At 73.1% G+C, this 12,465-nt stretch carries 13 protein-coding genes; 6 read left to right on the forward strand and 7 right to left on the reverse strand.

What is annotated here, in order from left to right:
* Nucleotides 1–172: 172 nt before the first annotated feature.
* Together ACIPPM_RS28955 and ACIPPM_RS28960 are read left to right on the forward strand one after the other, a co-directional pair.
* Nucleotides 173–1,357, forward strand: a complete 1,185-nt coding sequence (locus ACIPPM_RS28955) for a glycosyltransferase family 39 protein (RefSeq protein WP_401453033.1) — start codon at nucleotides 173–175, stop codon at nucleotides 1,355–1,357.
* Nucleotides 1,358–1,595: 238 nt separating this feature from the next.
* On the forward strand, nucleotides 1,596–2,609 hold the full coding sequence (locus ACIPPM_RS28960) for a phosphatase PAP2 family protein (RefSeq protein WP_401453035.1): 1,014 nt from the start codon (nucleotides 1,596–1,598) through the stop codon (nucleotides 2,607–2,609).
* Nucleotides 2,610–2,617: 8 nt separating this feature from the next.
* On the opposite strand, the gene ACIPPM_RS28965 is transcribed toward ACIPPM_RS28960, so the two are convergent.
* Entirely contained in the window at nucleotides 2,618–2,833 is a 216-nt protein-coding gene (locus tag ACIPPM_RS28965) for an I78 family peptidase inhibitor (protein ID WP_393596317.1), read from the reverse strand.
* A gap of 402 nt (nucleotides 2,834–3,235) precedes the next feature.
* Nucleotides 3,236–3,919, reverse strand: coding sequence for a transglycosylase family protein (locus tag ACIPPM_RS28970; protein WP_401453038.1), 684 nt, complete (start codon nucleotides 3,917–3,919; stop codon nucleotides 3,236–3,238).
* A 537-nt stretch (nucleotides 3,920–4,456) separates the two neighbouring features.
* Between ACIPPM_RS28970 and ACIPPM_RS28975 the strand changes: the two genes are divergently transcribed.
* Both ACIPPM_RS28975 and ACIPPM_RS28980 read left to right on the forward strand, forming a co-directional pair.
* On the forward strand, nucleotides 4,457–5,242 hold the full coding sequence (locus ACIPPM_RS28975) for a hypothetical protein (protein WP_401453040.1): 786 nt from the start codon (nucleotides 4,457–4,459) through the stop codon (nucleotides 5,240–5,242).
* A gap of 138 nt (nucleotides 5,243–5,380) precedes the next feature.
* The gene (locus ACIPPM_RS28980) at nucleotides 5,381–5,776 is read left to right on the forward strand and encodes a hypothetical protein (RefSeq protein ID WP_401453042.1); all 396 of its coding nucleotides are present in this window, start codon (nucleotides 5,381–5,383) and stop codon (nucleotides 5,774–5,776) included.
* A gap of 78 nt (nucleotides 5,777–5,854) precedes the next feature.
* On the opposite strand, the gene der is transcribed toward ACIPPM_RS28980, so the two are convergent.
* The 4 genes from der to ACIPPM_RS29000 all read right to left on the reverse strand — a co-directional run bounded on the left by der (nucleotide 5,855) and on the right by ACIPPM_RS29000 (nucleotide 9,993).
* Nucleotides 5,855–7,336: a ribosome biogenesis GTPase Der gene (gene der / locus ACIPPM_RS28985; RefSeq protein ID WP_401453044.1), complete on the reverse strand. Its 1,482-nt coding sequence runs from the start codon at nucleotides 7,334–7,336 to the stop codon at nucleotides 5,855–5,857.
* Nucleotides 7,337–7,399: 63 nt separating this feature from the next.
* The gene (locus ACIPPM_RS28990; RefSeq protein ID WP_389004903.1) at nucleotides 7,400–8,002 is read right to left on the reverse strand and encodes a lysophospholipid acyltransferase family protein; all 603 of its coding nucleotides are present in this window, start codon (nucleotides 8,000–8,002) and stop codon (nucleotides 7,400–7,402) included.
* Nucleotides 8,003–8,064: 62 nt separating this feature from the next.
* Nucleotides 8,065–8,760, reverse strand: coding sequence for a (d)CMP kinase (cmk, locus tag ACIPPM_RS28995; protein WP_401453046.1), 696 nt, complete (start codon nucleotides 8,758–8,760; stop codon nucleotides 8,065–8,067).
* Nucleotides 8,761–8,898: 138 nt separating this feature from the next.
* Nucleotides 8,899–9,993, reverse strand: a complete 1,095-nt coding sequence (locus ACIPPM_RS29000) for a prephenate dehydrogenase (RefSeq protein ID WP_401453048.1) — start codon at nucleotides 9,991–9,993, stop codon at nucleotides 8,899–8,901.
* Between the two features lie 253 nt (nucleotides 9,994–10,246).
* Here ACIPPM_RS29000 and ACIPPM_RS29005 point away from each other — a divergent pair, with 253 nt between their 5' ends.
* Complete coding sequence (locus ACIPPM_RS29005; protein ID WP_401453050.1) at nucleotides 10,247–10,693, forward strand: Rieske (2Fe-2S) protein; 447 nt, start codon at nucleotides 10,247–10,249, stop codon at nucleotides 10,691–10,693.
* 22 nt (nucleotides 10,694–10,715) lie between these two features.
* On the forward strand, nucleotides 10,716–11,402 hold the full coding sequence (locus ACIPPM_RS29010; protein WP_401453052.1) for a DNA polymerase beta superfamily protein: 687 nt from the start codon (nucleotides 10,716–10,718) through the stop codon (nucleotides 11,400–11,402).
* On the opposite strand, the gene ACIPPM_RS29015 is transcribed toward ACIPPM_RS29010, so the two are convergent.
* Nucleotides 11,399–12,421, reverse strand: a complete 1,023-nt coding sequence (locus tag ACIPPM_RS29015) for an ADP-ribosylglycohydrolase family protein (protein WP_401453054.1) — start codon at nucleotides 12,419–12,421, stop codon at nucleotides 11,399–11,401. The genes ACIPPM_RS29010 and ACIPPM_RS29015 overlap by 4 nt on opposite strands.
* Between the last annotated feature and the right edge of the window lie 44 nt (nucleotides 12,422–12,465).

Genomic DNA, 12,465 nt, shown 5'->3' on the forward strand with positions numbered 1-12,465 from the left:
TGAAGGCCCGCTCGGACCCACGCGGGTGGCTCGTCAGCGTACGCGAGTTCACGCCCAGGTCACGTGGCGGACCTCTCATGGTTGCGCTCGATCCGTGTGGCGTGCGCCACCCCGCCACCTGGGGTCACCGGCGGATGACGGGGCGGTCCGCGCGGCCGTCGATAATCGGCCCGTGACCGAGACAGCGACGCGGGCGGCCCCGCCCGAGACCTCCCTGCCCCGCCGGGCCCTTCCGGCGCTGCTGGGGTACGTCGGGGTCCGCGCCCTGGGGCTGGCCGTGCTGGCCGCGTGGAGCGCCGCGCGGGGCACGAGCGCGCACAAGCTGCTCTCCGCCCGCTGGGACTCCCTCTGGTACGCGCGGGTCGCCGGGGCGGGCTACGGCCACGAGGTCCGGCTGCCGAACGGTGACGTCCACTCCGACCTCGCCTTCTTCCCGCTGCTGCCCTGGCTGGAGCGGCTGCTGCACGCGCTGACCTCGCTGTCGTACGCGGACGCGGGTCTCGCGGTCTCCGCGCTGTCCTCGCTGGCGGCGGCGGGCGGGATCTTCGCGGTGGCGGACCGGCTTTACGGGGCGCGGGCCGGGGTGTGCGTGGTGCTGCTGTGGGCGGTACTGCCGGTCGGTGTCGTGCAGTCGATGGCGTACAGCGAGTCCCTGTTCACCGCGCTGGCCGCCTGGTCGCTGTTCGCGGTGCTGTCCGGGCGCTGGGTGACGGCGGGGCTGCTGGCCTGCCTAGCCGGGCTGACCCGGCCGGTGGGGGCGGCGGTGGTCGCCGCGGTGTGGGTCGCGGCCATCGCCTCGTCCGGGCGAACCGGGAGCGCGCCCGGCCCGCGCGGCGCACTCATCCCGGCGCGCGCCCCCGCGTGGCGGCGGGTGCTGGGCGCGGCGCTGGCTCCGCTGGGCGCGGCGGCCTATGTGCTGTGGGTGGGCCACCGCACCGGGGACGGGCTGCTCGGCTATCTCGACGTCCAGGCCGGGTGGCGCAACGGGTTCGACGGCGGCTACGCCTTCGCGCGCTTCGTCGGCGGCATGCTCACCGCGTTCCCCTCGGCGCTCGCGGGCGCCGCCCTGATCATCGGTGTCGCCCTGTTGATCTGGCTGTACCTGACCGGGGTGCGCCAGCGGCAGCCGCTCGCGCTGCTGGTGTACAGCGGTGTCGTCCTGGCGCTGGCCCTGTGCGCGTCGAGCTACTTCGGCTCCAAGCCCCGGCTCCTGATCCCCGCCTTCCCGCTCCTCCTCCCCCTGGCCCGCGCCCTGGCCCGGGCGCGTCCGGCTCGCGCGGCGCTGCTCACCTCCGCGCTCGCGGCCCTGGCGGCGGTCTACGGCGCCCTGTGGCTGAACGGCTCCGGCCCGCCCTGATCGGGCCAGGCCGACCGGGTGAGCGCCGACCGAATACCGGGCCACCTTTCGGTGAACCAATTTAAAAGCGCCATAAAACCGCTCCCGGCCCGATCGGGCAAAATGCGGGGACGGCTCCGGCGATATCGGCGACGTTCATGAATTCAAGGGGTTCCTGAGAGGTTTCCCACATCACATCGTCATCACAAAGCCCCAGTACTGACATGGAACACAGCTCACTCGCTGTAACGTCGATTGGGTGCGTACCGAACGAAACCTCACCCGGCGTCTGGACCGGGTGTTCACCAGGCTGGACCGGGAGCCGGAACGGCCGGCCCACATCGACGTGCCGAGGATGTCCCGGCACCGGGCCGTGCTGTTCTCGTCGACCCTGGCTTTCTACCTGGCGATCGTGTGGGCCGTGATCACCACGTCCTGGCTGGTCCGGCTGGACTGGCAGGTCATGTTCTTCCGCCCGTACCAGCAGTGGCCGGGCATCCACGCCTTCCTCGACTACTACGTGGTGCTCGGCCAGCGCGGCCCCACCGCGGTGATGGTCGCGGCCTGGCTCGGCTGGCGCTCCTGGCGGCAGCACACGGTCCGTCCGCTGCTGACCCTGGCCGCCTCGCTGCTGCTGCTGAACATCACGGTCGGCGCCGCCAAGCTCGGCATGGGCCGGCTCGGCCCGCACTACGCCACGGTGATCGGCGCGAACGAGATGGGTATGGGCGGGGACATATTTCCCTCCGGTCACACCGCCAACGCGGTCGTGACCTGGGGCATCCTGGCCTATCTGGCCTCCACCGCGCGGGCGCGCCGCTGGCTGTCCGCGCTCTCCGCCGTCACCTCGCTCGGCGTCGGCCTCACCACCGTCTACCTCGGTACGCACTGGCTGAGCGACGTACTGCTGGGCTGGGCCGCCGGGCTGCTGATCCTGCTGGCGCTGCCCTGGTTCGAGCCGCTGATCTCCCGGGCGGAGAACGCGCTGTTCGCGCTGCGGGACCGGCTGCGCGCCCGCTGGCGGCGCCGGGTACCGGCGACGGCCGCGCCGCTCGCCCCGGTGGCGCTCCAGCCGCTGGCCCAGGCGGCCGAGCCGTCCGTACCGGCGCGGGAGCCGGTCACCTCCGCGCGCGGGGCCCGGGCGCCGATCCATCTGGCGCCGGGCCCGCACACGGCCCGCTCCGAGCGCTCGCCGGTCACCCCGGCGGGCAGCCGCCGACCGGCGCACACGGACCGGCTGCCGCGCGGCGCCTCGCAGGCCGCGCGCCCCTGACGGCCGGGTCAGCCCTTCCAGACACGGGCGACCCGGCCGTCCTTCACCTCGAAGTTCAGACGGCCCGTGCGGTACTCCATGGTGATGATCGCGCCGGGCGGCAGCGCCCGTACCGTCTGCCAGCCCTGGCCCCGGGCGCGCCGGTCGGCGTCCTCCGCGGCCAGGCCGACATAGCTGTCCAGGGTGTCCTGCGGCTCCGGTGGCGGAGCGGGAATCTGTGCCATGCGGCCACGCTAGGCGGCCCGCGACGACTACGGAAGGCACCCGCCCCGACGGGCCTCGGGGTTCCCCGGTCACACTTCTGTCACAGCTTCCCGGCACCCGTCACCCGTCACCCGCGTACTCCGTCACACGTATGGGGGTTTCCGTTCACCTTCACGGGGTAATCGAACAAAACTTTCCCGTGCGGCCCTGCGCGGGGCCCAATTAGTGGTCGTAATGCGTCGGATCACGCACCGGAACCGGCCAATAACAGGACCGGAACGTTTTTCCCGGGAAATGCGGAGCAGGCGCCCCGGAGCTGACGGCGCACAGGGAATTCACGGACTCCCGGCACGAACAGACATGCGAACGGCCGCCGCCCTCCGGAGGGCGGCGGCCGTCGGCCGTCGAGGCGGGGCCTCGCGTCAGAGCGCGAGCTGCTGCCCCGGCACGATCAGGTTCGGGTCGGCCCCGATGACCGACCGGTTGGCCTCGTAGACCCGCTGCCAGCTCACCCCGTGCCGGGCGGCGATGGTGCTCAGCGTGTCGCCCTGGCGGACGGTGTAGCCACCGCGGTGGGCTCCCCGGTCGGCGTGGGTCGTCGCCGGGCGCTGCGGGACCTGGGCGGACCGCTGCGGAGCGGTCCGGGTCGGGGCGGACCTCGTCGGGCTGGACTTCTTCGTCACGCCCTTGTCGGTCCCGGTGCCCGTCGCCGAGGCGCCGGACGGTGCGGACCCGTAGGCCCCGGCGCGGCCGGAGCAGACCGGCCAGGCCCCCCAGCCCTGGGCCTGCTGGACCCTGGACGCCACGGCGATCTGCGCGCTTCTCGACGCCTGGTCCGCGGTGGCGGCATAGGCGCCGCCGCCGTAGGCACGCCACGTACCGGCGGAGAACTGGAGTCCGCCGTAGTAGCCGTTGCCGGTGTTGATGTGCCAGTTGCCGCCGCTCTCGCACTGGGCGATGCGGTCCCAGACTCCGTTGTCCGCCGCCTGCGCCTCTCCGGAGGCGGCCAGCAGCCCCAGCGGGGCGAGCAGCGCGGCTCCGGCGAGGGCGGCCGTCGTACGGCCCTTACGGGCGGTCGAACGGGTGGTATCGGCACACTCGGACATGCAGTTCCCTCTCCACGAACCCGGGCTCCCCCTGGGCGGGGCGCGTCTCGCCGCGCGGGAGCGCGGTTCCTCGTGCCCGCCCCGTCCACCGGTTCCGGTGCCGTGTCCCTGTCGGACCCGGCGCCGGGCGGCGGACCTACCCGAGCGGTGCAAGTTGCACACGGCGAAGGAATCTAAGGAGGACAGGTGCCGCATTTCAACAACACCCCTTCATGGCAGGCCAGTTGACGGTTACCGCAGGTATCGGCGATTTCCGGCCAACCACTTCATACGGTTATTTCCGTACTTGTCGACCATGGGCGGCACCTGCCCGTGACGCACATCACCCGTTCAAGTTCCTTGACCGTGTACGGAGTTGACGGGGAGTGGCCGATTCCGTGCCGAAAGTGACCCTGTGCGGCGGCCGGTTCGATTCCGTTCCCCCTGGGGCGTGACCCCCACCACAGCACGCCCGTTGTCTTCTGCGTGAGCCCGCAACCCCAAGGCTCAGCGACCGGGAGCCACCCGGCCGACCGCGCGCATCCCGAGGGAGCCACCGTGTTGCGCATGCTCGACGTCAGTGAGGCCGTACGCGCCGAGATCGGCGACGAAGAAGCCGACCGGCTGCTCGCCGGAGAGACCGCTCCGGGCAGTTATGACTGCACGTCCTGCCGCACTCCGGGGGACTCCGGGCAGGAACGCACCAGCACCGTCCTGTTCGTCGGTGACGAGACCGCCGTCCTCGCCTTCGCCCACGCGGGCTGTCTGCCCTCGCAGGTCGTGCAGGTCACCGAGGAGCAGTTGCAGGGCGCCGTCCGTTCCATCGGCGGCGAGGCGGCCCCCGAGGAGCAGCCCCGGCAGACGGTGCCCGAGCCCGCCGTGCTCGGGGTGACCAGCGGACTGGTGCTGATCGAGGGCGAGTTGCACCCGGCGCTCGTGGTCGAGCCGACCGCGCCCATCGCGCGCCCCGGCGCCACCGGGGGCGGTGACGACTTCCTGCCGCTCCTCATCGAGCAGGGCTTCATGCCCCTGACCGAGCTGGCCGCCGTCCCGCCGGTGCTGCACGGCTGGTCGGTGCTGCTCGCCGTGGGCCAGCTGCACGCGGTGCTGCAGCCGGGACCGAACGGCGGGCGGCCGGTGGCCTGGTGGCAGGCGCACCAGCCGCTACAGGTCACGGACAGCTGGCGGGCCGCCGCCAACAAGCACCAGCAGGTGCTGATGTTCGCGGCCCCGGTCGGCTCCATCGGCCGTCAGCCCCGCGAGGACCTGCTGCGCGACGCACTGGACAAGGCCGCCGCCAACGGCCGACTGGTCGCGGCCGCGCTGCCGCTCGCCGGTACCTGAGCCCCCCCCTCCGCCGGGCACCAGCCGTGCCGGTCCCCCATCCCCCGGGGCCGGCACGGCCGCCCGTGCTGTCCGGCGCGCCTCCGAAGGCCCCGCGCGGGGCCGCATCTCTTTGGAGGCACCGTCGTTTGGACATACGTGCACCCATACGACACTCCTTCCCGCCGACCCGCCCTGTCCCCCGTTCCCGTCGCCCGGTCCGGGCAGGAGAACTCCGGCGGGCCCTCGTCCACGCCGATCTACGACACGCTGTACGCGGAGTGGGTCAAGAGCTTCCGCACGCTGCCCTTCGATCGCAGTGGTGAGGAGAACCTCGATTTCACCGCCTTCGGGAACCTTCCCCAGGGCACGGGCTCGTACGGCGGGCATCGGCCGGGGTCGTTCAGCAGCTCCTACAGCGCCTACAGCGCGGGGGCGTACAGCGCGCGGCAGCAGTCCCAGTGGCAGCGGATCGGCACGATCGGGCGGGCCCGGCCGGACGACGACGGCCCCGGCCCGGCGGCGCTCCCCCCGGCTCCGCGCCAGGGCAGCTGAGCCGGAAACGAAAGGGCGGCCCGTCTCGTACCGAGACCGGGCCGCCCTTTCGTCATGCGCGGGTGTCCGCCGTGGCGGTCACTTCTTCTTCGCGCCGCGCTTCTCGCGCACCCGCACCGAGATGTGGATCGGGGTGCCCTCGAAGCCGAACTCCTCGCGCAGACGGCGCTCGATGAAGCGCCGGTAGCCCGCCTCGATGAAGCCGGAGGCGAAGAGGACGAAGCGCGGGGGCTTGGTGCCCGCCTGGGTGCCGAACAGGATGCGCGGCTGCTTGCCGCCCCGCACCGGGTGCGGGTGGGCGGCGACCAGCTCGCCGAGGAAGGCGTTCAGGCGGCCGGTGGGGACGCGCGCCTCCCAGCCGTCGAGCGCGGTCTCGATCGCCGGGACCAGCTTCTCCATGTGGCGGCCGGTACGGGCGGAGACGTTGACGCGCGGGGCCCAGGCGACCTGGCCCAGCTCGGTCTCGATCTCGCGCTCCAGGTAGTAGCGGCGCTCCTCGTCGAGGGTGTCCCACTTGTTGAAGGCGAGGACCACGGCGCGGCCCGCGTCGACGGCCATGGTGACGATGCGCTGGTCCTGCACGGAGATGTTCTCGGAGGCGTCCAGCAGGATGACGGCGACCTCGGCCTTCTCCACGGCCGCGGCCGTGCGCAGGGAGGCGTAGTAGTCGGCGCCCTGCTGGAGGTGGACCCGCTTGCGGATACCGGCGGTGTCCACGAACTTCCAGGTCTTGCCGCCCAGCTCGATCATCTCGTCGACCGGGTCGCGGGTGGTGCCCGCCATCTCGTTGACGACGACGCGCTCCTCGCCCGCCACCTTGTTCAGCAGCGAGGACTTGCCGACGTTCGGGCGGCCGATCAGCGCGATCCGGCGCGGGCCGCCGACGGCGTTGCCGAAGGTCTGCGCGGGCGCCTCGGGCAGCGCCTCCAGGACGGCGTCCAGCATGTCGCCGGTGCCCCGGCCGTGCAGCGCGGAGACCGGGTGCGGCTCGCCGAGGCCCAGGGACCACAGGTAGGCGGCGTCGGACTCGCCGCTGAGGCCGTCGACCTTGTTGGCGGCCAGCACGACCGGCTTGCCCGCCTTGCGCAGCAGCCGGACCACGGCCTCGTCGGTGTCGGTGGCGCCGACCTTGGCGTCCACCACGAAGACGACCGCGTCGGCCGCCTCGATGGCGTACTCGGCCTGGGCGGCCACGGAGGCGTCGATACCGAGGACGTCCTGCTCCCAGCCGCCGGTGTCGACCACCTTGAAACGGCGGCCGGCCCATTCCGCCTCATAGGTGACGCGGTCGCGGGTGACGCCCGGCTTGTCCTCGACGACCGCCTCGCGGCGGCCGATGATCCGGTTCACCAGGGTCGACTTGCCGACGTTCGGGCGGCCCACGACGGCGAGCACGGGCAGCGGGCCGTGGCCCGCCTCCTCGATGGCGCCCTCGACGGCCTCGATGTCGAAGCCCTCGTCCGCGGCGAGCTGCATGAACTCCGCGTACTCGGCGTCGCCGAGAGCCCCGTGCTCGTACTCGTGCGCGGCCGAGCCGTCGGGCTGGTTCTGGTCGTTCATGAAGTCCGTACCTCGTCGTCGTTCGTGGTGATCGGTGGAAGTGGCCCGAATCGGGCCGATCCACTACTCAAGTGTCGCCCAGCGCCCGGTCAGGCGCCTGGCGTTTTCCAGGTGTGCGGTGAGCCGCTTCTGGATGCGCTCGGTCGCCTCGTCCAGCGCCTTGCGCGTACGCCGCCCACTGCCGTCGCCCGCCTCGAACGGGTCTCCGAAGACCACGTCCACGCGCGAGCGCAGCGGGGGCAGGGCCTTGACCAGGCGGCCGGGCCGGTCGGCGCTGCCGAGCACGGCCACGGGCACGATCGGCGCCCCGCCGCGCACCGCGAAGTAGGCGAGCCCGGCGCGCAGCGAGGCGAAGTCGCCCTCGCCCCGGGTGCCCTCCGGGAAGATGCCCAGGACGCCGCCCTGCTCCAGCACGCCGAGCGCCCGGCCGATGGCGGTGCGGTCGGCGGTGGTGCGGTCCACCTTGAGCTGGCCGATGCCGGTCAGGAAGGGGTCCAGTGGCCCGATGAACGCCTCCTGCTTGATCAGGAAGTGCGTCGGCCGGGGCGCCACGCCCATGACCATGGGGCCGTCGATGTTGTGGGAGTGGTTCACCGCGAGGATCACCGGGCCGGAGGCGGGCACCTTCCAGGAGCCCAGCACCCGCGGCTTCCACAGCCCGTACATCAGGCCGACGCCGATGCGCCGCCCGACCTCGGCGCCCCGCTCGGAGGGCGGTGCGCTCTGGCTCACTTCCCGGCCCGCTTCTCCTCGACCAGGGTGACGACGCACTCGATGACCTGGGCGAGGGTCAGCTCGGTGGTGTCGACCTCGACCGCGTCGCCGGCCTTGGCGAGCGGGGAGGTCTTGCGGCTGGAGTCGGCCGCGTCCCGCTGGATCAGGGCGGCGCGGGTGGCGGCGACGTCGGAGCCCTTCAGCTCGCCGCTGCGGCGGGCCGCGCGGGCCTCCGGGGAGGCGGTGAGGAAGATCTTCAGGTCGGCGTCGGGCAGCACGGTCGTACCGATGTCCCGGCCCTCGACCACGATGCCCAGCTCGGCACCGGCGGCGATGGAGCGCTGCAGCTCGGTGATCCGGGTACGCACCTCGGGCACCGCGCTGACCGCGCTGACCTTGGAGGTGACGTCCTGGGTGCGGATCGGCGCGGCCACGTCGTAGCCGTCGACCGTGATGGTCGGGGCCAGCGGGTCGGTGCCGGAGACGATCTCCGGCTTGCCCGCGACGGCGGCGATCGCGGTGGGGTCCGTGAGGTCGACCTCGTTGGTCACCATCCACCAGGTGATGGCCCGGTACTGGGCGCCGGTGTCCAGGTAGCTGAGGCCGAGCTGCGCGGCCACGGCCTTCGACGTGCTCGACTTGCCCGTGCCGGAGGGGCCGTCGATCGCAACGATCACAGGCTTGGCGGTCGGGGCGGCGCCGTTTTCCACGGGAGGGCACCTTCCTGGTGAAGGGTGTCGGTCGGGTGTCAATCGGGGGGGCGGGACGCGAGGGCGCCCCGCACAAGGTTACTGGGTGTGGGTCACTCGTACGGACGCACGTGGGCGCGGGTGCGCCCGGGGCCCGTGCTACTGCCTCAGCGCCCAGCCCAGCTCGCGCAGTGCCTCGGTGAGGACGGGCGCGGCGCCCGGCTCGACCATGAGCTGGACGAGACCGGCCTGCTGTCCGGTGGCGTGCTCGATGCGGACGTCCTCGATGTTGACCCCGGCGCGTCCGGCGTCGGCGAAGATGCGGGCGAGCTGGCCGGGCTGGTCGTCGATGAGGACGGCGACGGTCTGGTAGGCGCGCGGCGCGGAGCCGTGCTTGCCGGGGACCCGGACCTGGCCGGCGTTGCCCCGGCGCAGCACGTCCTCGATCCCGGCGCCGCCGGTGCGCCGCTTGTCCTCGTCGGCGGACTGCAGGGCCCGCAGGGCACGGACGGTCTCGTCGAGGTCGGCGGAGACGTCGGTGAGGAGGTCGGCGACCGGGCCGGGGTTGGCGGAGAGGATGTCGATCCACATCCGGGGGTCGGAGGCGGCGATCCGGGTGACGTCCCGGATGCCCTGCCCGCACAGCCGTACGGCGGATTCCTCGGCGTTCTCCAGCCGGGCGGCGACCATGCTGGAGACCAGGTGCGGCATGTGGGAGACGAGCGCGACGGCGCGGTCGTGGGCGTCGGCGTCCATGACGACCGGGACGGCGCGGCAGTGCGAGACCAGTTCGAGGGCGAGGTTCAGCACCTCGGTGTCGGTGTCGCGGGTGGGGGTGAGCACCCAGGGGCGGCCCTCGAAGAGGTCGGCGGTGGCGGCCAGCGGGCCGGACTTCTCCCGGCCGGACATGGGGTGGGTGCCGAGGTAGCGGGTGAGGACGGCCTCGTCCAGGCCGAGGGCCTCCAGTTCGCGGCGCGGGCCGCCCTTGACGCTGGCCACGTCGAGGTAGCCGTGCGCGAGGTCGCGGCGCATGGCGTCGGCGAGGACGGTGGCGACGTGGGCGGGCGGGGCGGCGACGAGCGCGAGGTCGACCCTGCCGTGCGGCGGCTCGTCGGTACCGGCGCCGAGGGCGGCGGCGGTACGGGCCTGCGCGGGGTCGTGGTCGGCGAGGTGCACGGTGACGCCCCGCCGGGTGAGGGCGAGCGCGGCCGAGGTCCCGATCAGCCCGGTGCCGATGACGAGTGCGGTTCTCACTGGGCGATGTCCTTGTGCGGGGCGGCGGCGCCGGAGAGGACCGGCTTCTGGTGGCGTCCAGCCTAGTCAGCCGGGGCGGCCGGGACGCACGCCGACCGGGCGGTGAGACGGGCGCCCGTTCGGCCGAGGCGGGGTCCGACCCGCTGCCGCCTCCTTCGTCCGGGCGGCGTTCGGTGCCAAGATGCCCGGAGTTCTGGGGCTTTCCGTCCCCTTTTCCGCGCGTTTTCCACCTCTTGAACCTCGGAGTGACGACATGAACCAGCCCGCGACGCGGCGCACGCTTCTCGCCACGGGGGCCGCCACGCTCGCCGTCTGCTGTGTGGGCTGCGGCGACGACGGCGACAGCTCCTCGTCCACCGCCAGCGCCTCCCCCAGCGGGGAGAGCGCCTCCTCCGGCTCCGGCGACGGCGGTGGGAAGGCGCTGGCGAGCGTCAGTGAGATCCCGAAGGGCGGCGGCAAGATCTTCACCGAGGAGAAGGTCGTGGTGACGCAGCCGAAGAAGGGCGAGTACAAGGCGTTCTCCGCGGTCTGCACCCACCAGGGCTGCACGCTGAACAAGGTCGCGGACGGCACCGTCGACTGCCCCTGCCACGGCAGCAGGTTCCGCATCTCCGACGGCTCGGTCGCGCACGGCCCGGCCACCGAGGCGCTGCCCGCCAAGGAGATCATGGTGCACGGAAACACGGTGCACCTGAGCTGAGCGCCCGCGTACGCTCCCCCGCATGCGCCCCGCCGACCTGGTCCGAGACCACACCGTCTACGCCTGTGTCATGGGCTCGCGTGCCTTCGGTCTGGCCACCGACACCAGTGACACCGACCGGCGGGGCGTGTTCCTGGCCCCGACCCCGCTGTTCTGGCGGTTCGAGAAGCCGCCCACGCATGTCGAGGGGCCGGGCGAGGAGCGGTTCTCCTGGGAGCTGGAGCGCTTCTGCGAGCTGGCGTTGCGGGCCAACCCGAACATCCTGGAGTGCCTGCACTCCCCGCTGGTGGAGCACCTGGACGACACCGGCCGCGAACTGCTCTCGCTGCGGGAGGCGTTCCTGTCCCGCCAGGTCCACGCCACCTTCACCGGCTACGCCCTCGGCCAGCGCCGCAAGCTGGACGCTGACGTCCGCACCACCGGCGCCCCCCGCTGGAAGCACGCGATGCATCTGCTCCGGCTGCTGATCAGCGCCCGCGACCTGCTGCGTACCGGTGAGCTGCGGCTCGACGTGGGCGAGGAGCGCGAGGCGCTGCTGGAGGTGAAGCGGGGTGACGTGCCCTGGCCGGAGGTCGAGGCCCGGATGGCCCGGCTGTCGGCGGAGGCGGACACGGCCCTGCTCCACACCCCGCTCCCGGCGGGGCCGGACCAGCCCCGGGTGGCCGACTTCCTGTACCGCACCCGCCTCGCCTCGGCCGGGAACGCCTAGGCGTCCCAGAGGGCGCCCAGCTCCAGCAGTTCGTCGCGGTGCTCGATCCGGTCCACCCAATCGGCCGGCCAGGCGTCCGCGCCGAGCCAGGCGCCCGCGAAGGCGCCGGTCAGGCAGGCGATGGAGTCGGAGTCGCCGGAGGTGCAGGCGGCCCGGCGCAGCGCCAGGACGGGGTCGCCGGGGAAGAGCAGGAAGCAGAGCAGTCCGGTGGCCAGGGCCTCTTCGGCGATCCAGCCCTCGCCGGTGGCCAGGCAGGGGTCGGTCTCCGGGGAGACGGTGCGGACCGCGTCCTGGAGGCGGTCGAGGACGGCCAGGCATTCGTCCCAGCCGCGGGTGATGAAGTGTTCGGGGGTGGGGTCCTGGGAGCGGGTCCACAGGTCGCCGAGCCAGGTGTGGTCGTAGTGGGTGCGGTGATCGAGGGCGTAGGAGCGGAGGCGGCCGACCAGGCCGGTGGGGTCCGCGCCCTGGGCGAGGAGCCACACGGCGTGCGCGGTGAGGTCGGAGGCGGCGAGCGCGGTGGGGTGGCCGTGGGTGAGGGCGGACTGCAACTGGGCGGCGCCGGAGCGCTGTTCGCCGGTCAGGCCGGGGGCGAGACCGAGCGGGGCGACACGCATGTTGGCGCCGCAGCCCTTGGAACCGACCTGGCTCGCGTCCCGCCAGTCCCGGCCCTCCTTCTCCAGCAGCTCGCAGGCGGTGAGGCAGGTGCGACCGGGGGCGCGGTTGTTCTCCGGGGACCGGTACCAGTCCACGAACTCCTCGCGCAGCGGCCGCTCCAGCCGCTCGGGCGCGAGAGAGCCCCGGCCCATGGCCGTGCGGAGCCCGCGCCCGAGCGCCAGGGTCATCTGGGTGTCGTCGGAGACGAAGGCGCGGTCCGGCAGCTCCATCCCGCGCCAGGGTCCGCACTTGGCGAGGATCGACGGCACGTCATTGAACTCGGTCGGAAAGCCCAGCGCGTCGCCGAGCGCGAGGCCGAGCAGGGAACCGGCGGCCGCGCGCTTTCCCGCGGGTGCGGTGGTCATGGGTACGCCCTTCCGGGCGCACCCCGCCCCGGCCCCCGTTGGTC

Source organism: Streptomyces sp. NPDC090119 (assembly GCF_044747085.1).
In the GTDB taxonomy this organism is placed as follows: domain Bacteria; phylum Actinomycetota; class Actinomycetes; order Streptomycetales; family Streptomycetaceae; genus Streptomyces.

Bases quoted from the DNA above. Each gene is read 5' to 3' on its own strand.
- ACIPPM_RS28965 (WP_393596317.1), bottom strand. From the start codon at position 2,833: ATGGCACAGATTCCCGCTCCGCCACCGGAGCCGCAGGACACCCTGGAC.
- ACIPPM_RS28970 (WP_401453038.1), bottom strand. From the start codon at position 3,919: ATGTCCGAGTGTGCCGATACCACCCGTTCGACCGCCCGTAAGGGCCGT.
- der (WP_401453044.1), bottom strand. From the start codon at position 7,336: ATGAACGACCAGAACCAGCCCGACGGCTCGGCCGCGCACGAGTACGAG.
- ACIPPM_RS28990 (WP_389004903.1), bottom strand. From the start codon at position 8,002: ATGTACGGGCTGTGGAAGCCGCGGGTGCTGGGCTCCTGGAAGGTGCCC.
- ACIPPM_RS29005 (WP_401453050.1), top strand. From the start codon at position 10,247: ATGAACCAGCCCGCGACGCGGCGCACGCTTCTCGCCACGGGGGCCGCC.
- ACIPPM_RS29010 (WP_401453052.1), top strand. From the start codon at position 10,716: ATGCGCCCCGCCGACCTGGTCCGAGACCACACCGTCTACGCCTGTGTC.
- ACIPPM_RS29015 (WP_401453054.1), bottom strand. From the start codon at position 12,421: ATGACCACCGCACCCGCGGGAAAGCGCGCGGCCGCCGGTTCCCTGCTC.